The organism is Imperialibacter sp., assembly GCF_040222815.1.
Classification (GTDB): domain Bacteria; phylum Bacteroidota; class Bacteroidia; order Cytophagales; family Cyclobacteriaceae; genus Imperialibacter.
In genome coordinates this window covers 188,440-213,396 of the sequence record NZ_JAVKCH010000019.1, presented here as the reverse complement: position 1 = coordinate 213,396, position 24,957 = coordinate 188,440, and the positions used below count along the sequence as shown (strand labels likewise).

At 45.1% G+C, this 24,957-nt stretch carries 25 protein-coding genes; 16 read left to right on the top strand and 9 right to left on the bottom strand.

All coding sequences use genetic code 11. The features are described from left to right. Positions 1 to 101: 101 nt before the first annotated feature. From RIF36_RS08730 to RIF36_RS08690, 9 genes are all read left to right on the top strand, one after another. The gene (locus RIF36_RS08730) at positions 102 to 842 is read left to right on the top strand and encodes a 30S ribosomal protein S16 (protein WP_350124288.1); all 741 of its coding nucleotides are present in this window, start codon (positions 102 to 104) and stop codon (positions 840 to 842) included. A gap of 5 nt (positions 843 to 847) precedes the next feature. Further along, positions 848 to 1,372 carry a ribosome maturation factor RimM gene (gene rimM, locus RIF36_RS08725; protein WP_350124291.1) on the top strand — a complete coding sequence of 175 codons (525 nt, stop codon included), beginning with the start codon at positions 848 to 850 and terminating at the stop codon, positions 1,370 to 1,372. 6 nt (positions 1,373 to 1,378) lie between these two features. Beyond that, positions 1,379 to 2,053, top strand: a complete 675-nt coding sequence (trmD, locus tag RIF36_RS08720) for a tRNA (guanosine(37)-N1)-methyltransferase TrmD (protein WP_350073411.1) — start codon at positions 1,379 to 1,381, stop codon at positions 2,051 to 2,053. A 79-nt stretch (positions 2,054 to 2,132) separates the two neighbouring features. Further along, positions 2,133 to 3,200 carry a LacI family DNA-binding transcriptional regulator gene (locus RIF36_RS08715; RefSeq protein WP_350124294.1) on the top strand — a complete coding sequence of 356 codons (1,068 nt, stop codon included), beginning with the start codon at positions 2,133 to 2,135 and terminating at the stop codon, positions 3,198 to 3,200. A gap of 99 nt (positions 3,201 to 3,299) precedes the next feature. Beyond that, complete coding sequence (gene rplS, locus RIF36_RS08710; protein WP_151996269.1) at positions 3,300 to 3,656, top strand: 50S ribosomal protein L19; 357 nt, start codon at positions 3,300 to 3,302, stop codon at positions 3,654 to 3,656. A gap of 74 nt (positions 3,657 to 3,730) precedes the next feature. Then, positions 3,731 to 4,498 carry a diaminopimelate epimerase gene (dapF, locus tag RIF36_RS08705; RefSeq protein ID WP_350073407.1) on the top strand — a complete coding sequence of 256 codons (768 nt, stop codon included), beginning with the start codon at positions 3,731 to 3,733 and terminating at the stop codon, positions 4,496 to 4,498. Between the two features lie 78 nt (positions 4,499 to 4,576). Continuing rightward, a complete protein-coding gene (secA, locus tag RIF36_RS08700; RefSeq protein ID WP_350073405.1) occupies positions 4,577 to 7,945 on the top strand; it encodes a preprotein translocase subunit SecA in 3,369 nt (1,122 codons plus the stop codon). 6 nt (positions 7,946 to 7,951) lie between these two features. Next, positions 7,952 to 8,461, top strand: coding sequence for an SPOR domain-containing protein (locus RIF36_RS08695; RefSeq protein WP_350124297.1), 510 nt, complete (start codon positions 7,952 to 7,954; stop codon positions 8,459 to 8,461). Next, positions 8,462 to 9,652, top strand: a complete 1,191-nt coding sequence (locus tag RIF36_RS08690) for a M20 metallopeptidase family protein (RefSeq protein ID WP_350124300.1) — start codon at positions 8,462 to 8,464, stop codon at positions 9,650 to 9,652. Between the two features lie 2 nt (positions 9,653 to 9,654). Here the strand turns inward: RIF36_RS08690 and RIF36_RS08685 are convergent, their stop codons facing one another. Together RIF36_RS08685 and RIF36_RS08680 are read right to left on the bottom strand one after the other, a co-directional pair. Beyond that, entirely contained in the window at positions 9,655 to 10,785 is a 1,131-nt protein-coding gene (locus RIF36_RS08685) for a hypothetical protein (protein WP_350073399.1), read from the bottom strand. A gap of 143 nt (positions 10,786 to 10,928) precedes the next feature. After that, positions 10,929 to 12,089: a porin gene (locus RIF36_RS08680; protein WP_350073397.1), complete on the bottom strand. Its 1,161-nt coding sequence runs from the start codon at positions 12,087 to 12,089 to the stop codon at positions 10,929 to 10,931. 398 nt (positions 12,090 to 12,487) lie between these two features. Here RIF36_RS08680 and RIF36_RS08675 point away from each other — a divergent pair, with 398 nt between their 5' ends. The 4 genes from RIF36_RS08675 (at position 12,488) to RIF36_RS08660 (ending at position 15,230) form a co-directional block, all read left to right on the top strand. Beyond that, a complete protein-coding gene (locus RIF36_RS08675; RefSeq protein ID WP_236583009.1) occupies positions 12,488 to 13,687 on the top strand; it encodes a Na/Pi symporter in 1,200 nt (399 codons plus the stop codon). Positions 13,688 to 13,738: 51 nt separating this feature from the next. Beyond that, positions 13,739 to 14,119 (top strand): phage holin family protein, encoded by a 381-nt coding sequence (locus RIF36_RS08670; protein WP_151996262.1) that lies wholly within the window; start codon positions 13,739 to 13,741, stop codon positions 14,117 to 14,119. Next, entirely contained in the window at positions 14,112 to 14,342 is a 231-nt protein-coding gene (locus tag RIF36_RS08665; RefSeq protein WP_350073393.1) for a hypothetical protein, read from the top strand. The genes RIF36_RS08670 and RIF36_RS08665 overlap by 8 nt, the downstream gene beginning before the upstream one ends. Before the next feature lie 120 nt (positions 14,343 to 14,462). Beyond that, on the top strand, positions 14,463 to 15,230 hold the full coding sequence (locus tag RIF36_RS08660) for a phosphoglycerol geranylgeranyltransferase (protein ID WP_350124303.1): 768 nt from the start codon (positions 14,463 to 14,465) through the stop codon (positions 15,228 to 15,230). On the opposite strand, the gene RIF36_RS08655 is transcribed toward RIF36_RS08660, so the two are convergent. The 7 genes from RIF36_RS08655 to panC form a co-directional block, all read right to left on the bottom strand. Continuing rightward, positions 15,216 to 16,136 (bottom strand): helix-turn-helix domain-containing protein, encoded by a 921-nt coding sequence (locus RIF36_RS08655; RefSeq protein WP_350073391.1) that lies wholly within the window; start codon positions 16,134 to 16,136, stop codon positions 15,216 to 15,218. The genes RIF36_RS08660 and RIF36_RS08655 overlap by 15 nt on opposite strands. A gap of 121 nt (positions 16,137 to 16,257) precedes the next feature. Further along, on the bottom strand, positions 16,258 to 17,400 hold the full coding sequence (locus tag RIF36_RS08650; protein WP_350124700.1) for an acyl-CoA dehydrogenase: 1,143 nt from the start codon (positions 17,398 to 17,400) through the stop codon (positions 16,258 to 16,260). 93 nt (positions 17,401 to 17,493) lie between these two features. Next, positions 17,494 to 18,183: a zinc metallopeptidase gene (locus tag RIF36_RS08645; protein ID WP_317492393.1), complete on the bottom strand. Its 690-nt coding sequence runs from the start codon at positions 18,181 to 18,183 to the stop codon at positions 17,494 to 17,496. Continuing rightward, positions 18,183 to 18,674 carry a D-glycero-beta-D-manno-heptose 1-phosphate adenylyltransferase gene (gene rfaE2 / locus RIF36_RS08640; RefSeq protein ID WP_350124305.1) on the bottom strand — a complete coding sequence of 164 codons (492 nt, stop codon included), beginning with the start codon at positions 18,672 to 18,674 and terminating at the stop codon, positions 18,183 to 18,185. Before rfaE2 ends, RIF36_RS08645 begins: the two co-directional genes overlap by 1 nt. Continuing rightward, positions 18,631 to 19,656 (bottom strand): lysylphosphatidylglycerol synthase transmembrane domain-containing protein, encoded by a 1,026-nt coding sequence (locus tag RIF36_RS08635; protein ID WP_350124308.1) that lies wholly within the window; start codon positions 19,654 to 19,656, stop codon positions 18,631 to 18,633. The genes rfaE2 and RIF36_RS08635 overlap by 44 nt, the downstream gene beginning before the upstream one ends. Next, positions 19,653 to 20,003 carry an aspartate 1-decarboxylase gene (panD, locus tag RIF36_RS08630; RefSeq protein WP_350124311.1) on the bottom strand — a complete coding sequence of 117 codons (351 nt, stop codon included), beginning with the start codon at positions 20,001 to 20,003 and terminating at the stop codon, positions 19,653 to 19,655. Before panD ends, RIF36_RS08635 begins: the two co-directional genes overlap by 4 nt. A gap of 4 nt (positions 20,004 to 20,007) precedes the next feature. Then, on the bottom strand, positions 20,008 to 20,865 hold the full coding sequence (gene panC / locus RIF36_RS08625) for a pantoate--beta-alanine ligase (protein ID WP_350124314.1): 858 nt from the start codon (positions 20,863 to 20,865) through the stop codon (positions 20,008 to 20,010). A gap of 128 nt (positions 20,866 to 20,993) precedes the next feature. Between panC and RIF36_RS08620 the strand changes: the two genes are divergently transcribed. From RIF36_RS08620 to glmS, 3 genes are read left to right on the top strand one after another with little or no spacing between them, the layout of a single operon-like run. Further along, entirely contained in the window at positions 20,994 to 21,806 is an 813-nt protein-coding gene (locus tag RIF36_RS08620; protein WP_151996255.1) for a glycogen/starch synthase, read from the top strand. Beyond that, on the top strand, positions 21,790 to 23,103 hold the full coding sequence (locus tag RIF36_RS08615) for a DUF4270 family protein (protein WP_350124317.1): 1,314 nt from the start codon (positions 21,790 to 21,792) through the stop codon (positions 23,101 to 23,103). Before RIF36_RS08620 ends, RIF36_RS08615 begins: the two co-directional genes overlap by 17 nt. Positions 23,104 to 23,106: 3 nt before the next feature. Then, a complete protein-coding gene (glmS, locus tag RIF36_RS08610; protein ID WP_350124320.1) occupies positions 23,107 to 24,957 on the top strand; it encodes a glutamine--fructose-6-phosphate transaminase (isomerizing) in 1,851 nt (616 codons plus the stop codon).

Sequence of the window (24,957 nt, the reverse complement as noted above, 5' to 3'; positions counted from 1 at the left end):
TCAATTTGCTGTAGATGAGTTGCTTTTACAAAAAAATCACTAACTTTGCGATCCAATTTTCCGGACGGGTTCCGGAAGAGATTAAATAAAACGAACAAAAAATGGCAGTTAAAATCAGGTTAACACGTCGAGGACGTAAAAAACTTGCAATGTTTGATGTGGTTGTGGCCAACAGTACTTCGCCACGTGATGGTAAGTTCATCGAGAAATTGGGAACGTACAATCCAAATACCAATCCGGCAACAATTGTTTTGAATGATGAAAAGGCCTTTGACTGGGTGATGAAAGGTGCACAACCTTCTGACACCGTTAGAGCCATGCTTTCTTACAGAGGCATTCTTTTGAAAAAACACCTTCAAATCGGTGTGAACAAAGGAGCCATTACTCAGGAACAAGCTGATGCTAAGTTCGAAGAGTGGAAGAACCAACAAGACTCTAAAGTAACAGGTAAAGTTGAGTCTCTTGCTAAGAAGAAAGAAGACGAAAGAAAATCACGCCTTGCTGCTGAAACGAAAGTGAGCCAGGCAAGAGCTGAAGCTATTCGTAAGAAGGCTGAGGTTGCTGCTGCACCAGAGGCCAGCGAAGAAGCTGCTGTAGAAGAAACAGCGGTTGCGGAAGAAGCGCCTGCGGCTGAGGTAGCTGAGACAGCACCAGTAGTAGAGGAAACCCCGGTCGTTGAGGAAACTCCTGCTGCTGAGGCTCCAGTTGCGGAAGCACCTGCTGTTGAAGAGGCTCCGGTTGCGGAAGCACCTGCTGCAGAGGAAGCTCCTAAGGCGGAAGCTCCAGCGGAAGAGGCCCCTAAGGCTGACGCTCCGGAAGCGGAAGAGAAAAAAGAAGAGTAGTCCTTATGCATTTGGATGATTGCTTTCAGCTTGGGGTAATCACCAAAACCCATGGCACAAAGGGCGATGTTCAGGTTTGGATCGATTCGGACAACCCTGGGCATTACAAAAATCTGGAATCAGTTCTGTTGTTGATCAACAACGAGCTGGTTCCTTTTTTTTTAGAGCATTGGTCACTCAATGGCAAAAAGGCCATTGCCCGCTTCGATGAAGTGAGGTCTTTGGATGCGGCTGATAAGCTTGCCGGCACAGAGGTGTACCTGCCAGAAAGCAGCCTGCCGGAGCTTTCGGACGGACAATACTTCTTCCACAATTTGGTAGGGCTAGAGGCTGTTGAAGATGGCAAAGTATTAGGCACCATATCAAACATCCTTAACTTTCCTGGGCACGACGTGCTGTCCATTGATTGTCAGGGCAAGGAAGTGCTTGTGCCAATTAGCGACGATATTATTAAAGCGGTGGATTTAAAGGCCAAGTCAGTTACCCTACAGCTTCCACCCGGTTTGCTTGATATATATTTAGACTCTTAGTCAGTCATGGTAAGATTCGATATTATTTCCTGTGTGCCTGATCTGCTCAAAAGTCCATTTGAGCACAGCATTCTCAAAAGAGCCATCGACAAAGGCCTGACAGAAGTAAACGTACACAACCTGAGAGACTACGCCGTTAACAAACATAAAACTGTTGACGACTACGCCTACGGGGGGGGAGCGGGCATGGTGCTGCAAATAGAACCCATCGACCGATGTATCCAGGCCCTCAAGTCCGAACGTACGTACGACGACATTATATATATGAGTCCTGATGGGGAGCTGCTGACCCAAAGGCTGGCCAACGGACTGGCTATGAAAGGAAACATGATTTTGCTCTGCGGGCATTATAAAGGAGTGGACGAAAGAGTACGTCAGCACCTGGTTACCAGAGAAATCAGTGTTGGTGATTTTGTGCTGTCAGGAGGAGAATTGGCCGCTGCCATTGTGTGCGACGCTGTAATCAGGCTGATTCCTGGTGTGCTAAACGACGAAACCTCTGCACTTACCGACTCCTTTCAGGATGACCTCATCGCTCCGCCGGTTTACAGCAGGCCCGCCGACTACAAAGGCATGAAAGTGCCGGATGTATTGCTATCTGGAAATGATGCCCTTATCGACGACTGGAGACACGAGCAGTCACTACAACGAACAAGAGAGAGAAGGCCAAACTTATTGTAGCCCTCGCCAACAACACATTATCCCATATTAATACAGACAATCTTTTATTTTTTTGATTATTTAGAGGTCTCGATTTTTTATGGAAAACAAAAATATACGGATCAAAGATATCGCCCGCCTTGCCGGGGTGTCTGTGGGCACTGTGGACAGGGTGCTGCATAAGCGAGGCAAAGTATCCGATAAGGCGCTTGAGAAAGTTCATGCCATCCTTGATCAAATTGACTACAAGCCCAACCTCATTGCCAGAAGCCTTGGTCTCAACAGGACGTTCAGAGTGGCGGCTGTGCTGCCCGACCCCAAGCTTGACGCTTTCTGGGTGCAGTCGCATGAAGGCCTGCAACAAAGCGAGCAGGAATGGCAGCAGCAAGGCCTTGTTATTGACTACTACTTTTACGACCTCCACAATAAAGAATCTTACAATCAAGCATTTGAAAAGGCCATTGCTTCAAACCCTGACGGTGCTGTAGTGGCACCACTATTCTACAAAGAGGCTCTGCCGTTTTTTGAAAAATTTCATAAAAATGAGGTGCCTTATATATTGTTCAACACTCACATTGAACACCCGCATCCATTGTCCTTCATAGGGCAAGACCTGTATCAAAGCGGGCGGCTGGCCGCTGAATTGATTTCCCCCGGACTGGCCAGTGGCAAAAAACTGGCGATCTTACATATTCATGAGGATCTGCCAAATTCTGCCCACCTTTTGGACAAGGAAAAAGGCTTCCGGGAATATGTAGCTTCGATGTCCGGATTGAGTGTGGAGGTAAACACTATCAACCTTGAGGCCCCGGAGAACGCCTCCTTCGAAACGGATCTTAGGAAGCTCTTTAGCGATCCACAGTTACACGGGGTTTACATAAGCACCTCCAAAGCCTATCAGGTAGTGGAGTTTATGAAAGCAACCGGCAAAAATGGCTGTAGAATTGTTGGCTATGATTTACTGGAAAAAAACCTCCAGTTTCTGAAAGAGGGGTATATCAACTTCCTGATTAATCAAAACCCAAGCAAGCAAGCCGCCTTATCGATCAGTCACCTCATCAATCACCTGGTGTTTAAGACAACTCCACCCAAGGAGGCCCTTTTACCCCTGGAAATCATCACCAAGGAGAATATTGACAGCTATAAGCCAGCACTTGCGGCACAATAACTGCCAAAAGAGAGATTTTTATTTGATTGTATTATTTGTGTTTAAAAACATAGTCGTATATTTGCAGTCCGTTTCAGAATACGGCTTAAATAGACAGTCATGAGCGAGTTGATAAAACTAGTTGAAGCAGAGTACCAGGAGAAGAGAAATTCACTGCCAGCATTTAAGGCAGGTGATACTATAAATGTACACGTGAAGATCACGGAAGGTAACAAAGAGCGTATCCAGCAGTTTCAGGGTACCGTTATCCAACGTAAGAATATCAGCACGAATGGAGAAACCTTTACCGTAAGAAAAGTATCCTCAGGTATTGGTGTGGAAAGAATTTTCCCGATTATGTCTCCAAGCGTTGAGAAAGTTGAATTGGTTCGTCAGGGATCAGTTCGCAGAGCCCGTCTTTACTACCTTCGTGGTAGAAAAGGAAAAGCCGCAAGGATCAAAGAAAAAATGTCCTAAGGGATTAAATAAAATAGCTGAAAAGCCAACTCTCGGGTTGGCTTTTTTCGTTTACTTGCTATTAGTTTTATGCTATGGAAATTCGTTTTCACAAATATCAGGGCACAGGTAACGACTTCATTCTCATCGATGACAGAAAACTCCAATTTCCTGATGACCTGACCGTTATAGAAACCCTTTGCCATCGCAGGTTTGGCATCGGCGCAGACGGACTCATTCTCATACGCAAGCATCCCGACTACGACTTTGAAATGGTCTACTACAATTCCGACGGCACGCAGAGCATGTGCGGGAACGGTAGCAGGTGCGCAGTGCACTTTGCAAAGTCTCTTGGCATGACTGGCGACAAAACTACTTTCCTTTCTACCGATGGACCTCATGAAGCGACCATCAAAGGAGACATTGTTTCTGTGCAGCTTTATGACGTTGACAGCGTTGAAGAACTTACTGACGGTGTTTTCATCAATACGGGATCCCCACACCATATTGCTTTCCTTGAAGATGTTAAAAACTTCCCTGTTGTGCCGGAAGGAAAAGCTATTCGCTACAGCGAGGCCTATGCCCCAAAGGGTACCAATGTAAACTTCGTAGAGTTGGAGGATGGCAATGCTATTTTTGTGAGGACTTATGAAAGAGGGGTGGAAGACGAAACGCTGTCGTGCGGCACGGGAGTTACAGCATGTTCGCTCGCCGCATCACTCAAAGGATATAAAAGCCCGGTAATAGTTCACACCCTGGGTGGAACCCTCGAGGTCAGTTTTGCGGTTAAGGAGGGTGGCTTTAAAGATATTTTCCTGAAGGGCCCAGCCACGCCCGTTTACTCAGGCCTCATTGATGTGTAAATCTGTCAAGAAACACCTTGGCAATTAGTATCGAATTAGGAAAAAGCGGTTAATTTTAAGGTTTTAAAAAACGACGAAATGTTGAATATATTCACCAAAGGGGTAGCCAAACTTTTTGGAACAAAATCAGAGCGAGATATCAAGGAAGTCCTTCCGCTTGTTGAGCAAATCAAAAAAGAATTTGAGAAACTAAAGAGTATTTCTGACGATGAGCTGAGAGACAAAACCAGTCAGTTCAAAGCGTTCATCAAAGAGGGGAACGCCACTATCCAGAAGGAAATTGACGATTTGCATCAGAGGATAATCGACGAACCAGATTTGGATATTGACCAGAAAGATGACGTATTCAAAAGAATAGATCAACTCGAAAAAGATAAGAACAAGAAAATTGAAGATTCGCTGCTTAAACTGCTACCGGAAGCTTTTGCCGTAGTGAAGGAAACTTCCAGGCGACTTGCTGAGAACAAGAAGCTGGTGGTTAAAGCAACTCTTCTGGACAAGCAGATGGCTGCTACCAAGCCACACATAAAAATCACAGGAGACACCGCCGAGTGGTCTAATAAATGGCTCGCCGCAGGCACTGAGGTAGAGTGGAACATGGTTCACTACGATGTGCAGCTAATTGGCGGTGTTGTGCTGCACTCAGGTAAGATTGCCGAAATGACTACTGGTGAAGGAAAAACCCTTGTGGCTACTCTACCTGCCTATTTGAACGCTCTTGCTGGTAAAGGCGTCCATATTGTTACTGTAAACGACTACCTGGCCAAGCGTGACTCAGAGTGGAACGCTCCCTTGTTCCAGTTTCATGGGCTAACGGTTGACTGTGTCGACAGGCACCAACCCAACTCACAGGAGAGAAGAAACGCTTATCTCGCCGATATTACCTATGGTACCAACAACGAATTTGGCTTTGACTACCTGCGGGACAACATGGCCAGAAGCCCGGAGGAACTGGTGCAGCGGGAACACCACTATGCTATGGTGGATGAGGTTGACTCTGTACTTGTGGATGAGGCCAGAACACCCCTTATCATTTCAGGGCCTATTCCAAAAGGAGACGAGCATGAGTTTTACGAACTGAAGCCCAGAATATTTAAGCTGGTTGAATCTCAACGCAAGCTATGTGCACAGTTTCTGAATGACGCCAAAAAGCAAATTGCTGAGGGCAACGAGACAGATGGCGGCTTGTCACTGTTCAGAGCTCACAGAGGGCTTCCCAAATACAAGCCTTTGATCAAATACCTCAGTGAAACAGGCATAAGAAATGTTCTTCAAAAAACGGAGAATATCTACCTGGCTGACAATCAACGGATGATGCCGGAGGCGGATGAGCCTTTGCTTTTTACCATTGAGGAAAAAAATAACTCTATCGAGCTGACTGAGAAGGGTGTCGATATGATTACCGGCGATGGTGAAGATCCCAATTTCTTCATTATGCCTGATATTGGGATGGAAATTGCAAAGCTTGAGGGTGACACCTCTCTCGCTGAAATCGATATCCTGAAAAAGAAAGAGTCGGTCATCAAAGACTACCAAATCAAAGCGCAGCGGATTCACACCGTCAATCAGTTGCTGAAAGCATATACGCTTTTTGAAAAAGACACCGAGTATGTAGTGATTGATGGCAAAGTGAAGATTGTCGACGAGCAAACCGGCCGCATGATGGAAGGGCGCCGCTATTCAGACGGTCTTCACCAGGCAATTGAAGCGAAAGAAAGCGTGACCGTGGAAGATGCAACGCAGACTTATGCAACCATCACCCTACAGAACTACTTCAGAATGTACCACAAGCTGGCCGGTATGACTGGTACGGCCGAAACCGAAGCTGGTGAACTTTGGGAGATCTACAAACTTGATGTGGTTGTCATTCCAACTAACAGACCGATTGTTAGGAAAGACATGGAAGACAAGGTCTACAAGACCATGCGTGAGAAGTTCAATGCTGTTATCGATGAAATTGTTGCGCTTACTGAGGCAGGCCGGCCAGTGCTTGTGGGTACTACTTCTGTAGAAATTTCGGAAGTACTAAGCCGCATGCTCAATATCCGCAAAATCAAGCACAACGTGCTTAACGCCAAGCAACACCAGCGAGAGGCGGAAATTGTAGCAGAAGCAGGACATCCATCTACAGTAACCATCGCTACCAACATGGCCGGGCGGGGTACGGACATAAAACTGACCGAAGAGTCGAAAAAAGCTGGAGGCTTGGCCATTGTAGGAACTGAAAGGCATGAATCGAGAAGGGTCGACAGGCAGTTGAGAGGTCGATCAGGCCGACAAGGTGACCCAGGGTCTTCGCAGTTCTTTGTGTCGCTTGAAGACAACCTGATGCGGTTGTTCGGCTCAGACAGGATTGCCAAGTGGATGGACAGAATGGGATTGGAAGAAGGTGAAGTAATCCAGCATTCGATGATTACCAAGTCGATTGAAAGAGCTCAAAAGAAGGTAGAAGAGAACAACTTCGCCATGCGTAAGCGCCTCCTGGAATATGACGATGTCATGAACTCTCAACGAGAGGTGATCTACACCCGAAGAAAGAATGCCTTGTTTGGTGAAAGACTACAGCTCGACATCCTCAACATGATGTACGACACATCTGAGGACTTGGCTATATCGGCTACTGCTTCTCAAGACTATGATGGCTTTAGACTGAATGCGCTTAGCACTTTCGGTCTGGACATGCGTATCAGCCAGGAAGAATTCGCCGGTATCAAAAGTGATGCACTTGCAGCAAGACTTTACGACGAAGTGTTAGCGCATTATACAGCCCGAAAAAACACAATCAGAGAAAAAGCGCTTCCGGTTCTTAAGCATACCCTTGACAACAAAGGGGCCACAGTTGTAGATATTCTGGTGCCGTTTACTGACGGGAAAAAGCAACTTGGTATTGTGGTGAACTTAAAGAAAGCGGTGGATACCGAAGGTAAGGAGATGGTAGCCGCTATGGAGAAAATGATCACCCTGGCGCTGATCGATCAAACCTGGAAGGAACATCTTCGTGAGATGGACGATTTGAAACAGTCTGTTCAAAATGCTGTATACGAACAAAAAGACCCACTTTTGATCTACAAATTTGAAGCGTTCGAATTGTTCAAAGTATTCCTTGCCAAGGTAAATGAGGAAACGATGTCGTTCCTTATCAAGGCCGATATACCAAGCCAGGATCCAAATCAGGTAAGAGAAGCTCGACAAACCCGCACGAAAAGCGACTACAAAGAGAGTAAGGAAGAGTCACGTTCTTTGCTGGAAGGAAAAGAAGGTCAACCAGTTGGTTCAAGGCCAGCCGTTACCCGGCCCGAGCCAATGAAGTCGCAGAAAGTAGCTGGTAGAAACGACCGGGTGACTGTGCAGTACACAGACGGAACTTTAAAAGAAGGGGTGAAATACAAAACTGTGGAGCAAGACGTCAACAACAACAAATGCGTTGTGATCAATATTGAAGACTAACCAGCTATGAATAGAGTCGTTTCTTTAGCACTTGGAGTTTTTATCCTGTATGGGTGTTCAAAAAAGGTGGTTCCTTCTTCTGGCACCACTGACTCTTATTCTGAAGACTTGTCTATTTTACACCCGGTTATAACCACTGACGAAAGCCTGCTTAAACCTGCAGAAACAAGCAAATCGACGACTTCTTCAGAGCCACTGAAGACGCAATACGACATCACCCAGGAACTCGATAGCGTCGTAATGTTTATAGCCGAAAAAAACCTCCAAAAAAGGGTTGTAGATGGCTTTACTGTTCAGGTATACTCCGGCCCAAACAGAGACCAGGCGAATAATGCAAGAGCACAGCTTCGGTCTATCGGATTGGACATTCCTTCCCAGGTTGTTTACGTCCAGCCCAACTTTAAGGTAAAACTAGGAAAGTTTTATTCTAGACTAGAGGCTAATCAGGTATATGCGCAGGTTCGGGAGGTATTCCCCAACGCACTCCTCCTTCCCGAAAAAATACCCGTAGAATAAATGGATCTAAAAGACAGAATCAAAACGCTGAGTAATCAGTTTTCGGAGGAGATTATCGGCGTACGAAGACACCTGCACGCTAACCCAGAGCTGTCCTTTGAGGAGTACAACACAGCAAACTACATCAGAGAATTCCTTGGAAAGCTTCCCATAGATCAGACGGACGAAATGGCCACTACTGGCACGGTGGCTATCATTAAAGGAAATAACCCTGACAAGAAAGTTGTTGCATTAAGGGCCGACATTGACGCTTTGCCTATTTTTGAACAGAATACTGTGCCCTACAAATCGACAAACGAGGGTGTTATGCATGCCTGCGGCCACGATGTTCATACCTCCTCACTTCTCGGTGTTGCCAAAATCCTCTGTGCGCTGAAGAATGAATTTGAGGGAACCGTTAAGCTCATTTTTCAACCTGGAGAAGAAAAACTACCGGGAGGCGCCAGCTTAATGATCAAAGAGGGAGTTCTGACTAATCCTTCCCCAAACAGTCTTTTCGGCCAACATGTGATGCCGCTGTTACCTGCGGGCACGGTAGGGTTTCGGCCTGGCATGTACATGGCCAGCGCTGACGAAATATATGTGACCGTGACAGGGCAAGGAGGCCATGCGGCCATGCCTGAAACTTTGGTAGATCCTATAGTAGTGACTGCTTACATTATTACAGCATTGCAGCAGGTGGTTAGTAGAATGGCCAGCCCAAAGATACCTTCCGTGCTTTCGTTTGGCGATATTGAAGGGAAGGGAGCGACAAACGTAATTCCTTCTGAGGTCAAGCTAAAGGGCACATTTAGAACCCTCAACGAAGAGTGGAGAATGGAAGCCCATGCGAAGATGAAAAAGATGGCTGAAGGAATAGCAGAGTCAATGGGTGCCACCTGCGACTTTAACATCATGAAGGGATACCCCTTTCTTGCCAATGATGAGCAACTAACCAATCGCTCTAAATCATGGGCAGAAGAATTTTTGGGGAAAGACAAAGTTGTAGACCTTGATATTTGGATGGCTGCCGAAGATTTTGCCTTCTACTCTCATCACGTAGATTCATGCTTCTATCGACTAGGCACCAGAAATGACGCTAAGGGCATCACCTCGGGAGTTCATACCCCCACGTTCGATATTGATGAAAGTGCTTTGGAGCTTGGCGTGGGGCTTATGACCTGGCTGGCTTTGAAAGAGCTGACTATTTAAAGTTACCAGCCTATCAGGTCAAAAAACTCTTTCCTCATGTCGTCGTTGATCGACAAGGCGAGAAAAATGGAAATGACCAATCCAATACCGGCATACAGAGCATCCTTGCCTATCAGCTTCATGCTCTTTCTTATTCCCTTTCTGCGGCTGGACTTGTTTTTCTTCATGTAGTTGATCGCCAACTCACGGCCTCCCAAAAGCCCTATAAAGACCCAGGTGGTACTTATCGGAATCGTATTAACTACCTTCAGGTAGTAGAGGAGGCATGCATAAACCAGGTCGACTATTGTGGCGGCCCTCACATCAGTAATGTCTGCCTTCTCTTCCACAATCGACTGTATCTTGTCCCCTTTGAGGTAGAACAGCACACCTAGGCCAAGAAATATAAATGACGCAAATGCAACAAACTCCACAGTGTTTAACGCCCTTGGCAATACAACCGCTATGTTTGCAGCATCCTGCATGATCCAAACCGACCACAATGCCCCGCTGGTAAGCCATTGCAGCGGTGCCCACCAGTGTGCCGGTTTTTTCTTAGCATATTTATCAAATAGCTGTGCGGTTAGGGTCCAAACAATGATGGCGATGACGAAAGCCAGTGCATAGCCCACAAGACTTTTTGATAAAATACCTCCGATGGAGCTAGCTTTGGTAGAGAAGGCACTCAACAGTAGGATTGAAGTTGATACCGGCATTCGAAGTCTTGTAAGAACCAATAGGATTACCGGAGCGGCAACCTGAAGAAAACTGAAGGAAGTAGGTGCTACCTCAAGGCCTTTTGTATTCAACCGCTGATACGATACATCTCCACCATAAGTGATCCAGCTATAAGTAACTGTAACAAGGAAAATCAGTCCCATGAAAAGCCACAAGTGATACCACTTCCTATGGGAGTTTGAAGAAATAAAAGTGCCAATGGTTTGAATACTATCATTGGCAATGGCAGAATAGCCAGCCAAAGCAAACGCAACCCACATAGCCACCTCCTGATAGGGATACACCATGCCGCAGACAAACGTGATGGCAAGCAAAAAATAAAGATAGTTTCTCTCCTTTTTTGACACGCTAAACAATTTAAAAGCCCCTTTGCCTAGCTTTTGTGTAGTGATACTATCAGACGGTTTGGAAGACATCGCAGGTGTACGCTTAATTTGAAAGTTCCGGCAAAGCTAAATATAGTTTTTGTTACCACTGTTAAGAAAGTGTTAAGGCTTTTATTTTGTCGTCTTTGCATATTACTTAACCTTATGAGCCATTGACGGTGAAAGCTCCCTGGCTAGAAAGATACCTCAACCTGCGCACGATACATCATTGAGCCGTCCCCTCCTTCAATTTCTATCCTTGTCAAGTCTGACTGTATTTTAAGAGAATGACCAACGATATATTTTGAGACACCAAAAGTATATTGATGAATACCTGCTCGCAATGTTTCGACGGCTGGCAGCACTTCCGTAAACCTAAGGGCCAATTCGAAATTATTTTTGAGTAAGTATCCTGCTTGAATATTAAGGCCAGTGCCAGTATAATAAGTTCCGTCTGAAACGACGGGCCCGTTCGGTGCTTGCTTATTAACATACTCCGACATCACCGACCATCCTCTGTACTTAAAATGCATATCCACAAACACAGCCTGCAGAATCCTGTTTTCACTTAATACTCTACCCAACTGGCCTCTTTCCCTATTAGTGTTGTCGTTATAGTCGTAGACAATTCCAACCATCAGCTTTGGAGTCGATTCTCTTTTGAGGTCGGCTCCAACATAGTCGCCATTGCTCCTGAATCGCCCGAGGGGAAGCCACTCAAATCTGGCCGTATAGTCGTATCCACCTTGATTCTCCTCGGAAATATTCCTGCCCTCTCCTATGGAAACCGCAGTTATTAAACCAAATGTCTCCCCATCATAGCGAACCTGAACTCCCCGGTCTCTGTCAAGGTTGTATCTTGAGTTAAGAAAACTTCGGTCAACAAACTGTAACGATTGAGATGAAATTACCCGTTCCACGTTTCCGGGAAGTTTCGTTTGGCCAACCCACAGGCTCCAGTTTCCATGGAAGTTGTATTTTATCACGGCATCAAGGATTTGCAGTGGCGCATAATTCGATTCAGAAACAATGTCCTGATTGCCAATGTCGCTACCACTCAAGCCCAACTCAATCTTGTATTGTATTTTTGGGTTATGCACAAACCCGTCAAACTTCAACCTTGCTCTCCTTATCAATAGGTTGTCTTTGTATTTGTCGAGCTCCATGTCGTATACTCCCTCATACAAAGTCTGAAACCTGGTGCTAAACTTCATCGAAAATGAAGAGTCTCTGGCAAATACTGAGATTCCGCTTCCGAATTTGCTTTCGGTAATGTCCTGTGCTTTGACAATACCTGGTAAAATGAACGATAGGGTTAAAAAGAAGGCTATTACAATGTTGATCACTCTCTGCATGAATCTTAGGTCGGTTGCTCTCGTAGGGAAGAGCTACAATGTTAAGAAATTGATAACTATATATTAACAAACCCTCGGTTACTTAACAATTTAGAAACATAATTAATATTATCTTAACACAAGCAGGGCTACTGTTTTGGCTAACCAGATTATATGGTAAGTATGGTTAATGGCCAAAAAAAGGCACATTTTCCCTCAAATTTATGATCTCAAACCGGGCATTCACTGCCTTTAATAACGTGCAACTGGCCTTCACAATAGGCAAATCAGCTTGCTTCCCCAGTTCAAGCGTTTGAGCACAAGGTGAATTAACAATAGTTTCATGTCGCTAACGGATTGAACAATTAGTTTTTGATAACTTTGCGGCTTGCTTCTTCTGGCAACAACTCTTCAATTGGATGACCGTCAAGAAAGTTTTAAACATAGACGAGGGAAAGCAGACTTCTGCGAAAAACCTGTACCGTAATATCGGGTACGTCCTCATCACTGTTTTTATTTTTCTCCTTTCCATCAATATGATGGGGCAGGCCTTCAACCAGCTCACTGAAACTGCTGCCCAATCCATCCTGTCTGCCACTTCCGACCCGTTTGTTGGTTTGTTTATTGGCCTTCTGATCACGGCGCTTATACAAAGCAGCTCGTCAAGCACCACCATGATTGTGGCGGCCGTTGCTGTTGGCTCAATCTCATTTGAGGATGCCGTCCCCATTATTATGGGTGCCAATATTGGCACCACTATCACGTCATCAATTGTATCGCTTGGTTATATCACCAAGAGAAATGAGTTCAGAAAAGCCATTGCGGCTGGGGCAGTGCACGACATTTTCAACATCCTCACTACCATCATTCTTTTTCCACTAGAGCTAAAATACCACCTGCTGTCCCGCCTCTCTCGTGAAATAGCCTCTTCACTTAGTGGTGGAGATTTATTTTCGAAAAGCGGACCGATATTTAATATCAACACATTATTGTTTGATCCCATCAGCCACTGGGTAAGTCTTTGGATATCACACCCCATAGTTCTTCTCATTGTTTCATTTCTGGTACTGATAGGCTGCATCAAGCTGCTGTCGAATATCATCTACAAAAGACTGATCGGTCAGTCCAAGGTGAATTTTGAGAACATTGTTTTTAATAACCCCTTTAAGGCCTTTGGATGGGGAACCCTCCTCACGGCTGGCATTCAGTCGAGTTCCATCACTACTTCCCTTATTGTTCCTTTGGCAGCTACCCGCAAAATCTCCGTACAAAAAGCCTTCAACTTCATCCTGGGAGCCAATGTTGGAACAACGATTACTGCCATTATTGCAGCGCTGTTCAAGTCGGAAGAAGCCATAGCCGTGGCAATTGCCCACCTGTTGTTCAATTTAATCGGTGTCCTAATATTCCTGCCCTTCCCTGTTATTCGAAGGATTCCTGTTAAAATGGCTGAACTCCTTGGTAAATTTACGCTGAGGTACCGCATCGTGGGTTTTGCCTATATACTACTCACATTCTTTATCATCCCCTACAGCCTAATTCTGGCTCATAGGTCATTTACACACACAACTTCTCCTCCTGTCGAGCTAATTGATAAAAAGCCTGTCGAGGAACCTTAACCGTTTGATCAAAGTTTCATACCTTGAACGCTTAGTCCAAAGGAGGTATTTTTGTCAAAGTTTTGGAAAATAGATGAATTGATAGATTCCGTCACCGAGTATGTGCGGATAAAAATAGAGCTCGTCAAACTAAATATGATCGAAGAGCTCTCTGGAATTCTCGCTCAGCTGATAGCACTGTTTCTGATTCTCACGGTTTTTATGTTCTTCCTGTTTTTTGGAAGCATTACGCTGAGTACTTTTTTAAACTATCTTTGGAACAGCGCCTACCTTGGGTATGGCGCAGTTACGTGCTTCTATCTTCTTGCATTGCTTTTTTTCGTGTATCTGCTCCAATCCGGCAAGCTGAAAGATGCTGTTGAAAATCAGATTACCAAAGCAGTGAAAGAGAGGGAGGCCCTTACAGAAAAACCAATTGAAGAAGATGAGTAAAGCGGATATTACCAGGCGGAAGGAACAACTTCAGGAAATGGAGCGAAAGGCAAAAAAGAAACTCCAATCCGGAACCGATTCAGTTGAGCAAAATGTCTCCCGGGCACTAAAAACCGGATTGATTATTGGCGGCGTCCTTTTTGCCGGCTACCAGGTAGCCAGACTTATCACATCCTCTTCCAGGAAAGAGGATCTTAAAAAAAAAGCCCTGACCAGCCTGTAGAACCGGCCGAAAAACCAGAGAAATCATTTTTTAAAATGACACTCAACAAAAGCATGGCGGCTCTTTGGGGAGTTTTTCTTCAATTTGGCTTAAATTATATTCAAAAAAGAATACTGACGAATGAACCACCTACTGAGTCAACTGACACAGAAGAGTAACGAAGGCAAACGTTCCCTGGGCATATTGATTGACCCTGACAAGGTGTCGGACAACAGCGCTTGCCTTAGGGTCATCAACATGTGTGTTGAAAATAAGGTTGACTATATTCTTGTGGGTGGCAGCCTTATGACCAAGAATAATTTTAGCCAGATCATTCAGCTCATCAAAGCAAATTCAAGTATTCCGGTGATCATTTTTCCAGGCAACTACTATCAAATAGACTCCAATGCCGATGCCATTCTTTTTCTTTCTTTGATCTCAGGAAGAAACCCGGAGTATCTGATAGGCCAGCATGTGATAGCTGCACCCATTTTAAAAAGAACGCACCTGGAGGTAATACCAGTCGGATACATGCTTGTAAACAGCGGCCATGCCACTGCTGCGAGCTATATCAGCAACACCACACCCATTCCTACCGACAAGGTAAGCATCGCTGTTTCCACTGCAATGGCTGGCGAAATGCTCGGCTTACAAACAATTTATATGGATGCTGGGAGTGGAGCAGAGGCACCTATTCCCCCTAAGATAATTACTGCCGTTAAGAAAAATATTAATGTGCCGCTGATTGTGGGTGGAGGAATCAGCTCTGTTCATTTGGCCATACAAGCCCTTCAGGCCGGAGCCGATATGCTTATCCTGGGAAACAGCGTGGAGGAAAATCCTAATCTACTGATTGAGGTATCGGAGCGAATTCATCACCTCAATCAAAAGCCTTTAAACATTAATTAAAGACTCCCTCCTTCTCATTTTACCAGCAGGTATTCCAAACATCATTTTGAAGCGACGACAAAAATAAGCCGTGTCTTTGTATCCCACGTCCTTGCCGATTTCCCTGATGCTTTTCTTTGAGGTTCGCAAAAGATTAACGGCCTTCTCCATTCGTTGGTACTCAATGTAGTCCTGCGGATTGATGCCGGTCAACATTTTGAAGTACTGCCCCACATAGTCCTCCGACACATTGGCGACATTGGCCAGAATCTTGTTGGAAAGATCATCACCAAGATTGTCCTTTATATAGGCGAAAATATCTATAAGGCGTGGATCTTTGAAGTAATTGCTATTGGTAGCCAGCTGCTCCACATACAGGTTGTGCTGAATGATATACCTGATAGCTTGCACAACCAATCTGTCCGTTTCAAGCTTCACAATTCTATCTCTACCAAGCTTTCCGGAAAAGTGTTCAACAACGATGTCCTGAATCAATGAGCCCATCATTCCGTCTTTCATTACAAACGGCGGTATGTCAAGCGATGCAAAAAAGTTGACAGTGTCGAATACCTTTGCTTCGAAAGTGATATAGCTAAAGTTATCCCTCGTTTCTTCCTCCTGGCTATAGCCCTTCACACTCTCCAGGTACTTCTCTTTGTTGTTCAAAAAGTCGTCGTTGGACAAGCTGATCGCCTTTCCTGAACCATAAGTGATAGACGCCATTTTGCCGCCGGGCACAAAAAGTACCTCACCGGCCTTCACCTCTTCTTTGTCCTTACCAAACTTCAAAACCCCCTTGTGAACCAAAAAAATGGTGTTTTCAACGTCGTAAAAATTCTCTACCGTAACAGACTGAATTACATTGGTGTGGCGTGCCTTAATAAATCTGATACTAAGAGATTCAATAATTTTATTATACTCTTCCATGAATCATACAATTTGCGAGAGCGGGTGGCAATAGAAAAAATTAACAATGAATTTGTATAAAACTAATACAAATATGATTTAATAACAAAATACCTAGCTCAAATATGAATTAAAAAGGAACTCATTTTTTGAGCAACCCTCTGGAAATTACAATTTTCTGAATTTCTGACGTCCCTTCGTAAATCTGCGTGATTTTTGCGTCCCTCATGAGCCGCTCAACATGGTACTCTTTTACGTAACCGTAACCGCCATGAATCTGCACTGCCTCCACCGTCGTCTTCATAGCTACATCGGAAGCAAAAAGTTTAGCCATGGCACTTGCCTGACTAAAATCAGCCTTCTGATCCTTTAATTGCGCTGCCCTGAGACAGAGCAGTCTGGCTGCCTCAATTTCAGTAGCCATATCAGCGAGTTTGAACTGGATGGCCTGGTGCTCAGCGATGCTTTTTCCAAAAGCCTTACGTTCTTTCGCATAGGCAATTGACAGCTCCATGGCCCCGGATGCAATTCCCAGCGCCTGGGAAGCTATGCCAATTCTACCACCATTAAGCGTACTCATGGCAAACGAAAAGCCAAATCCATCGTCGCCTATCCTGTTTGCCTTTGGCACTTTCACATCCTGAAACATCAATGAGTGGGTATCGGATCCCCTAATGCCAAGCTTGTTTTCTTTTTTGCCGACAACAAAGCCTTCCATCCCCTTCTCCACTATCAAAGCGTTGATTCCTTTGTGGGCCTTGGAAGCATCGGTTTGCGCCATTACAATATAGACGGACGCACTGTTGCCATTCGTGATCCAGTTCTTTGTCCCGTTGAGCAGGTAGTAGTCACCCTTGTCCTCAGCCGTGGTTCGTTGCGAGGTGGCGTCCGACCCAGCTTCCGGCTCTGAAAGGCAAAACGCCCCAATTATTTCACCTTTGGCTAACCTGGTAAGGTATTTCTGCTTTTGTTCTTCATTGCCATATTTTTCGAGCCCCCAGCACACCAGTGAGTTATTCACTGACATACAAACAGAAGCTGAGGCATCTATTTTCGATATTTCCTCCATGGCCAGCACATAGGACACAGAGTCCATACCGCTCCCGCCATATTTTGGATCCACCATCATACCCATGAACCCAAGCTCACCCATCATCTTGACTTGCTCAGCCGGAAATTTTTGATGCTCATCTCTTTCAATTACTCCGGGAAGCAATTCGTTCTGCGCAAAATCTCTTGCGGCATCTCTTACTGCCAGCTGCTCTTCAGTTAAGTCAAATTTCATCATGAGTTATGTGCGGGTTATTGTATGAGCTAAAAATAAACAAAAAAGGACTTGAGCCATGCCCAAGTCCCCATCATTTCATTAAAATATTTACTAGTCTCTGCTCATGCCCAGGTAGGACAGAATAAAGTAGAACAGCGTAACCAGTGCCGACAGCGCAGCCACCACGTAAGTCATAGCAGCCCATTTCAAAGCATCTTTGGCCATTTCGTGCTCTTTCGAAGTCACAATACCTTTGCGGTCAATCCACGCCAGCGCCCTGCTGCTTGCATCAAACTCAACTGGCAGAGTAACGAAAGCAAACAGAGTAAATACAAAGTAACACCCGATGATAATCAGGAGCCCTGTTTCCGCAAACCCTTTCATAAAAAAAGCACCAAACAGCATTGCCATAAACATGATGTTCATTACCCTGGCGGTAACGTTCTGCACTGGCACCATGGCCGATCTGAACTCAAGGAAGCTATATGCAGTGGCATGCTGCACAGCATGACCGCATTCGTGCGCAGCCACGGCGGCGGCGGCGGCGGATCTGCCATGGTAAACTTCAGGGCTCAGGTTGACCGTTTTATTGGCCGGATTGTAATGATCCGTCAACTGGCCCTCTACCGACACCACTTTCACGTCATATATACCATGATCTGCCAGCATTTTTTCGGCAATTTCACGGCCACTAAGGTTAGAGGCTAACCCAACCTGGGAGTACTTTTTGAATTTATTTTTCAGCTTGTTACTCACCGACCAGCTGATAATCATAAACACAACACCAATCAGAAGAAGCATCATAAGTTTTTATCGTTTAGCTTAATTTTATTCACAAATGTAGTAGTAGAATACCCATCTATCAATGGGAGTGGAACAACTTTTCCACCGTGTTTCAAAACAAAATCGGCACCTACAATAGTTTCAACAGTGTAGTCACCGCCTTTCACTAAAATATCTGGTTGAAGGGCTTCGATCAGCTCTTTCGGCGTGTCTTCGTCAAAGAAAACGACAAGATCCACAAAACCAAGCGCAGCCATAACCCTGGCTCTCGAGGCTTCATTAACAATCGGCCGTTCCGGCCCTTTCAGTCGCTGAACCGACGCATCAGTGTTCAGCGCCACTACCAGCTTGTCGCCAAGTTGCCTCGCCCTTTCAAGATAGTCGACATGACCAAGGTGCAGGATGTCGAAACATCCATTGGTAAACACCACTGAAAGCCCTTCGGCATGCCAACTAGATACTTGGCTACTTGCCGCCTTCCGATCCTTGATTTTCGACGCTGTTTTCAATTTGGTTCTTTACTGGTAAAAGCACTGCCACAAGAATCGATACGCCTCCCAACACCAGGATGGTTACGACCTGTGACGTATGAAGCAGTGTAGCAAAAAATACGCCTGTTTGCTCTCCGATGCCATACCACAGTAAAATTCCTGCCACAAAGGCATGATATGTGCCAATTCCTCCCTGAACTGGCATGGCCATGCCAATTCCGCCCATCGCTAGCAGCACCAAGCCTGCCTTTAAGTCAAGCCATGCTGTCTCCTCCATAGAAAAGATGATTACATAAGACATGAAAAAGTAACTCAACCACATGGCCACCGTACTGAGAACAAAAAGAGTTGGCGACTTGAGTTTAGTTATGCTGCCTATGCCGTGGCCCAGGTTGACGAGGAATTCCTTGAGCTTTGCGAAGGCCGGCATTTTTTGAAACCTTTTGATCATAAAATAGATAAGAACAACCACTGTAGCAATAATCACCACCGTAATGATTAGCTGCGTGGCCGAAAGCCCTGCCCATAGTCTGCTGAACATATCGCCAAGCAACGACGATATTTTACCAAACTCGACTAGCATAGCGCCTGCCAGCACCGATAAGAGGGAGATTAGATCAACCCCTCTCTCTGTAACCACAGTGCCTATGGAGGTAGACATGGGGATGTTGTCTGTCCTTCTGAGGATAGCACATCGGCTAACCTCCCCCATCCTGGGAAACGCCATGTTGGCCAAATAACCTACCATGACTGCTAAAAATAGCCTGAAAGTACTAACCGATACATCAAGAGACTTGAACAGCAGGTTCCATCTGTAGGCCCTAATCCAATAACCAAAAAAAGATATGCCAATAGACAGGTACACCCAGCCGTATTCTACCTTGTTAAGCCGTGACATGAAGTCGTCCAGGTCGATGTCCTTAAAAAGCCACCAAAGGAGAGCAAAGGCAAGGGCGAGGGTTAAAACGTATCGGACAACACTGGTGATAGTTTTTCTCAACTGATTAGTTCGTTATTGTCGTCAGGGAAAATGAGTGTCGGCTTAAAAGCTTTAGCCTCTTCAAAATCCAGGTGACAGTAGGAAATGATTATTACGACGTCGCCTACCTGCGCCTTTCGGGCTGCCGGCCCATTGAGGCAAATCTCCCCACTTCCGGCATCTCCCTTGATCACATAGGTTTCAAGGCGTTCGCCATTGTTAACATTCACGATCTGCACCTTCTCATTCTCAATAAGGTTGGCAGCCTTCATCAGGTCTTCATCAATTGTAATGCTGCCCACATAGTGAAGCTCTGCCTGAGTAATTCGAACTCTGTGAATTTTTGACTTAAGAATTTCAATCTGCATTTTCTTATTCAGTTTCTTCCTGAAGGAAGATATTATCAATCAATCGAACGCCCCCCACATACCCTGCAATGAACAAGGAAACAGGTATACTCGTCTCAACACTTTGTACAGGCTCTAAAGTTTCACGGTTCGCTATTTCAAAGTATTCCAGTCTTGCTTCCGGCAGGCGATCAAATGCTTGCCTGACGGAAGCAACTGCTCCTTCTACACTCTCTCCCGCAAGAAGTTTTTCTCTCGCCATATACAGGCTTTTGCTGAAAATCACCGCCAACGATCGTTCCTTCTCACTCAAACGTTGATTTCTTGAAGACATAGCCAACCCATCTGGCTCTCTCACTGTCGGTACAGAAATAATTTCTGAGAAGAAGTGTAAATCTCTGACCAACTGCTTAATAATAAGCACCTGCTGCCAATCCTTCCTGCCGAAAAAGGCCTTTTGTGCCGGTACCACGTGCAGCAGCTTCGAAACGACAAGGGCAACACCCTCAAAATGACCCGGGCGATAGCGCCCCTCCATAGATTTTTGCAGGCGGGGGAAAGTTATTTTCACCTCAGGAGTCCCCGGGTACATATCACTATCTCCCGGCGCAAAAACGATGTCACATCCCGACTGCCTCAGCTTCTCTGCATCACTATCAAATGACTTTGGGTATTTCTTGAAGTCCTCTTCGTTGTTGAACTGTGTTCGATTTACAAAGATGCTAACCACAACAAAATCACAGGACAACTTTGCTTGTCTGACCAGCTCCATGTGCCCATCGTGCAAGGCCCCCATCGTAGGAACAAACCCTATGTTTTTCCCCTCCACAGTCAGAGAAAGTATCTTTTTTCGACATTCTACAGGGGACGTTACTATCTCCACAGCACTGATTATGAGTGAGCTAAAGGGCAGCAAAACTAAGTTATAAAAGGGAATATGTATGGAAAGCACGTTATTTTTTTGTACTTTTGTGGCTCGTTTTGTTCCGTCAAATATAAATCAATACTCTTATGGCAAAACTTCGCATTCTATACGTAGCCAGCGAAATCAATCCCTTTCTTCAAACAACTCAAGTAGCAGAATTCGTGAGAAGACTGCCGCAAGCGATGCAGGAAAGAGGCATGGAAATCAGGATTCTTGTTCCACGTTTTGGGTTGATCAACGAGCGAAAAAACAGACTGCATGAAGTAGTAAGATTGTCCGGCATTAACATCGCCGTGGGAGATGAGGAGAAGCCTCTTGTTATTAAGGTTGCTTCTATCCCGAACGCTAAATTACAGGTATACTTCATCGATAATGAAGATTACTTCCACAGAAAGTCTGTGTTTCACGACAAAGAAGATAAATTCTATAGCGATAATGATGAAAGAGCTATTTTCTTCTGCAAGGGTGTGCTCGAAACGGTTAAGAAATTGGGTTGGGCACCAGACATTATCCACTGCAACGACTGGATGACAAGCCTGATTCCGTTGTATGTAAAAACAACTTACAAGAACGATCCCATCTTTCAGACGGCTAAGTGTGTCTTGACAATATACGACAACGCTTTCTCTTTCAAGTTTGGGGACAACCTGCTTGAAAAGGTGAAAATGATTGACATCGAGGACAGCATGTTGAATCCACTTAAGTCTGCAGATTACGAAGGTTTTATTAAGATGGGTATTGAATATTCGGACGCTGTCATCAGAGCAGAAGAAGAAGAAAGCGAAAGCCTGAATAATTTAACCAACGAATTATCCAAAGAAAAGAAATTCAACGTTATCGAAAATGACGAAAACTTTTTAGACAGACACTACAATCTATATAATGAACTTGCAGGGTAGGACTGCATCAGGGTTGCTCTTTGGAGCAGCCCTAATGCTTTTTGGGTGTGAAAGCCCAAGTGAAGTAGGGTTGGAGCTTAATCCAAACGAAAATAATGTAGGTGTTTATGAGGAGGTTTTTACTCTTCCATCTTCTGTTATTCTTTTTGACAGTATAAATACAACCAACGACTCAAGGCTGCTCGTTGGAAGGTTTAAAGATCCATTCTTTGGAGACATTACCGCTAAGTCCTTTTCGCAGGTAACGAGAAACGGCGAGCTTATTGCCATCAACGACAAGGGCGTTCTTGACTCAATCATGTTTGATTTTGAGTTGAGTTATATTTATGGCGAATACGGTAGCACGTTTCAGACCATTAACGTTTATCAGCTATCGGACACACTGTATTCCGGGGTTAGCTACTATTCGGATGACTCAACAAAGTACCTGTCACGTACGCCGGCTGCGTCCAAAAAATTCTTTTATTCGCCGACAAAAGACACAGTAATAAGGATAAAGGCGACTCCGGCATGGGCCAGCAACTTCTTTAGTATTGTTAGAAATGGAACAACAGTTTCTGAGCTGGAAAATGAGATAAAAGGCTTTGCTCTGATCCCGGGGGCAGACAATACACTCATTTTTGGTTTCCACCCCGAAAACTCTAAAGTAAATGTTCATTATCATGTACCTGACGGCGCTGATTCACTGGTTTATTCGCTGAACTTTGGCGCTACGGTACGATACAACGGCGTTACCGCAGACAGAGCAGGCACCGAGCTGGGAGCCCTGGTAGAGCAGAGTGACGAGTTTATTCCTCCATCAGGTCACATGTATCTTCAGGGAGGAACAGGTATTTATACCAAGCTTTCACTCAGACCGTTCAGAAAGTTTGTGGATTCTCTGGGCAATATTATCGTCAACCGTGCTGAGATAAGGCTCGGGGCTATTGATGAATTGACTTCGGTCGACTATCGAATCATGCCTCCAAATAGCTTTATGTATATATTTGCTGATAGTACAAATAAAATAATTGGGGCAAATATTGGCCTGTCCACCAGGATCCCCAATCATGTTGTTCTGAGCGATGTCAGCTATGGCAATCCCAGTTCTCCTCGCCCCCTGTTCCCACTGTACGACTCGGCCTCCCGGGCGTATAGCAGTACGCCGACTTTTTTCTTTCAGGCGTTGCGTGATAGCATATTTAATACAAACGACCTGATCATTTACCCTGGCGCCAATGATGTTACAAGCTTGAACAGATTCGTCGTGCCCAAAGACAGCATCCAGTTAAAAATTTACTATACAAGATTACAATAAGCTATGTGTGGAATTGTTGCCTACAAGGGAAAAGAGCAAGCATTACCAATTCTCATCAAAGGCCTCAAAAGACTTGAATACAGAGGTTACGACAGTGCTGGAGTTGCATTATACGACAATTCCATCTCTGACATTAAGATATATAAGAAGCAAGGCAAGGTCAAAGAGCTTGAAAACCTCATTGACGGTAAAAGCCCCAAATCTGGCGTTGGCATAGGCCATACACGTTGGGCTACTCACGGTGAGCCCAGCGACATCAATGCCCACCCCCACAAGTCGTACAATGACAGGCTTTCACTGGTGCATAACGGCATTATTGAAAATTACGCTGCAATAAAAACCGAGCTGCAAAAAAAGGGTTACACATTTGAGAGCCAAACCGACACAGAGGTGCTGGCGTCTTTTATTGACTATATTATTACGTCAGAAGATTGCTCTCTTGAGGAAGGCGTAAGGCTTGCCCTGACCAGAGTGGTAGGGGCATACGCTATTGTAGTAATCGCCAAAGATAATCCTGACACCTTAATTGCTGCCAGAAAAGGAAGCCCGCTTGTTATCGGCATTAAAGAGGATGATGGCTCTTTCTTCCTCGCCTCCGATGCGACGCCGATCGTAGAATACACCAAGAAGGTGGTGTATTTGAAAGATGAAGAAATGGCGGTTATCACTGGCAATCAGATGACCATCAAAAGTCTTGAGGATGTAGAGCAATACCCTCAGGTACATGAACTTGACCTCAATCTTGAAGCCATCGAAAAAGGTGGCTATGAGCATTTCATGCTTAAGGAAATATTTGAACAGCCTAATAGCATCGCTGACTGTATGAGAGGTCGTTTAAAGGCCGACGAAGGCAAACTGGTGCTCGGAGGCATTCATGAGTATGCCAATGCACTCACTAACGCCCAAAGGATAGTGATTGTGGCTTGCGGCACTTCGTGGCATGCGGGGTTGGTGGCAGAGTACATTATTGAAGATTTTTGCCGCATTCCGGTAGAGGTCGAATATGCTTCTGAGTTCCGTTACAGGAACCCGATCATTAACGAAGGCGATATTGTCATTGCTATTTCGCAGTCTGGCGAAACGGCCGATACACTTGCTGCTCTTGAGCTGGCCAAATCTAAAGGTGCCATTATTCTTGGAGTAGTTAATGCGGTAGGTTCATCCATTTCGAGAATAACTCATGAAGGAGCCTATTTGCATGCCGGCCCTGAGATTGGTGTTGCCAGTACCAAAGCCTTTACAGCCCAGCTGACTGTCCTTATTATGATGGCATTGCGGATCGCTCATCGCAAAGGCACGATTACTGAAAGCAAATACCATGAATTGCTTGTGGAGCTTGAAAGCATACCGGCGAAAATCAAAAAGGTGCTGGATGTTAACGATCAAATCAAAGAAATATCGGCGCTTTTCAAAGACGCCAGGAACTTCATCTATTTGGGTCGTGGCTACAATTTCCCTGTAGCACTTGAGGGGGCACTTAAATTGAAAGAAATTTCCTATATCCATGCAGAAGGGTACCCGGCAGCAGAAATGAAGCATGGCCCTATTGCGTTGATTGACGAAGAAATGCCGGTCGTATTTATTGCCACCAGGGATTCTTCTTATGAGAAAGTTGTTTCCAACATACAGGAAGTGAAAGCACGCAAGGGAAAAGTGATCGCCATTGTTACCCAAGGAGAAGAAACCATCAAAGAGATAGCAGATTTTGTCATTGAAGTGCCTCACACTTCTGAAGCGCTGATGCCATTGGTATCTGTTATTCCACTGCAGTTGCTTTCGTACCACATTGCTGTGATGAGGGGATGCAATGTCGACCAACCACGAAACCTTGCCAAGTCAGTAACTGTTGAATAA

What these genes read in the sequence shown, in the direction of transcription:
- RIF36_RS08690 (WP_350124300.1), top strand. Translation starts at nt 8,462, where the DNA reads ATGGATCTAAAAGACAGAATCAAAACGCTGAGTAATCAGTTTTCGGAG.
- dapF (WP_350073407.1), top strand. Translation starts at nt 3,731, where the DNA reads ATGGAAATTCGTTTTCACAAATATCAGGGCACAGGTAACGACTTCATT.
- rimM (WP_350124291.1), top strand. Translation starts at nt 848, where the DNA reads ATGCATTTGGATGATTGCTTTCAGCTTGGGGTAATCACCAAAACCCAT.
- RIF36_RS08665 (WP_350073393.1), top strand. Translation starts at nt 14,112, where the DNA reads ATGAGTAAAGCGGATATTACCAGGCGGAAGGAACAACTTCAGGAAATG.
- RIF36_RS08715 (WP_350124294.1), top strand. Translation starts at nt 2,133, where the DNA reads ATGGAAAACAAAAATATACGGATCAAAGATATCGCCCGCCTTGCCGGG.
- RIF36_RS08655 (WP_350073391.1), bottom strand. Translation starts at nt 16,136, where the DNA reads ATGGAAGAGTATAATAAAATTATTGAATCTCTTAGTATCAGATTTATT.
- RIF36_RS08685 (WP_350073399.1), bottom strand. Translation starts at nt 10,785, where the DNA reads ATGTCTTCCAAACCGTCTGATAGTATCACTACACAAAAGCTAGGCAAA.
- trmD (WP_350073411.1), top strand. Translation starts at nt 1,379, where the DNA reads ATGGTAAGATTCGATATTATTTCCTGTGTGCCTGATCTGCTCAAAAGT.
- RIF36_RS08695 (WP_350124297.1), top strand. Translation starts at nt 7,952, where the DNA reads ATGAATAGAGTCGTTTCTTTAGCACTTGGAGTTTTTATCCTGTATGGG.
- RIF36_RS08675 (WP_236583009.1), top strand. Translation starts at nt 12,488, where the DNA reads ATGACCGTCAAGAAAGTTTTAAACATAGACGAGGGAAAGCAGACTTCT.
- RIF36_RS08650 (WP_350124700.1), bottom strand. Translation starts at nt 17,400, where the DNA reads ATGAAATTTGACTTAACTGAAGAGCAGCTGGCAGTAAGAGATGCCGCA.
- RIF36_RS08730 (WP_350124288.1), top strand. Translation starts at nt 102, where the DNA reads ATGGCAGTTAAAATCAGGTTAACACGTCGAGGACGTAAAAAACTTGCA.
- rplS (WP_151996269.1), top strand. Translation starts at nt 3,300, where the DNA reads ATGAGCGAGTTGATAAAACTAGTTGAAGCAGAGTACCAGGAGAAGAGA.
- panD (WP_350124311.1), bottom strand. Translation starts at nt 20,003, where the DNA reads ATGCAGATTGAAATTCTTAAGTCAAAAATTCACAGAGTTCGAATTACT.
- secA (WP_350073405.1), top strand. Translation starts at nt 4,577, where the DNA reads ATGTTGAATATATTCACCAAAGGGGTAGCCAAACTTTTTGGAACAAAA.
- RIF36_RS08660 (WP_350124303.1), top strand. Translation starts at nt 14,463, where the DNA reads ATGAACCACCTACTGAGTCAACTGACACAGAAGAGTAACGAAGGCAAA.
- RIF36_RS08645 (WP_317492393.1), bottom strand. Translation starts at nt 18,183, where the DNA reads ATGCTTCTTCTGATTGGTGTTGTGTTTATGATTATCAGCTGGTCGGTG.
- RIF36_RS08615 (WP_350124317.1), top strand. Translation starts at nt 21,790, where the DNA reads ATGAACTTGCAGGGTAGGACTGCATCAGGGTTGCTCTTTGGAGCAGCC.
- glmS (WP_350124320.1), top strand. Translation starts at nt 23,107, where the DNA reads ATGTGTGGAATTGTTGCCTACAAGGGAAAAGAGCAAGCATTACCAATT.
- RIF36_RS08620 (WP_151996255.1), top strand. Translation starts at nt 20,994, where the DNA reads ATGGCAAAACTTCGCATTCTATACGTAGCCAGCGAAATCAATCCCTTT.
- RIF36_RS08680 (WP_350073397.1), bottom strand. Translation starts at nt 12,089, where the DNA reads ATGCAGAGAGTGATCAACATTGTAATAGCCTTCTTTTTAACCCTATCG.